1 protein-coding gene is annotated in these 405 nt (G+C 72.3%); it reads left to right on the top strand.

Annotation, left to right across the window (positions count from 1 at the left end):
* On the top strand, positions 1-405 hold a 405-nt coding region (locus G3I71_RS49155), incomplete at both ends, for an extracellular solute-binding protein (protein WP_164325487.1).

Genomic DNA, 405 nt, shown 5'->3' with positions numbered 1-405 from the left:
CGGTACCTGTCGGTCGTCACCGAGCTGGACGCCGCGCCCCCGGGGTCGGTCACCGCGGCGTTCGCGCCCGTGCAGACCAACTTCGCGGCCGGCACGACCGCGATGATGATCCACCACCCCGGCTCGCTCAACGCGATGCGTGAGGCGCTGGGCGACGCGCTCGGCGTCGTCCCGCTCCCCGTCTGCGACGGGGCCGGCCCCTCGACGCTCACGTCGATGAGCGGCAACGTCGTGCTCGAGTCCTGCCAGGACAAGGACGCGGCGTTCGAGTGGATCTCGTGGCTCGCGACCGAGGAGCCGATGCGCACGGTCTCGACGTCGATCCAGGGGCAGCTGCCCGTGCTGGAGTCCGTCGCCGCGTCCGAGCCGTTCTCGACCGACCCCGACCTGCAGCTCGCGGTCGAG

The organism is Streptomyces sp. SID12501 (assembly GCF_010550245.1).
In the GTDB taxonomy this organism is placed as follows: domain Bacteria; phylum Actinomycetota; class Actinomycetes; order Streptomycetales; family Streptomycetaceae; genus Streptomyces.
Note: the sequence above shows the minus strand (reverse complement) of the source record. Positions and strands in the feature narration are given on the sequence as shown.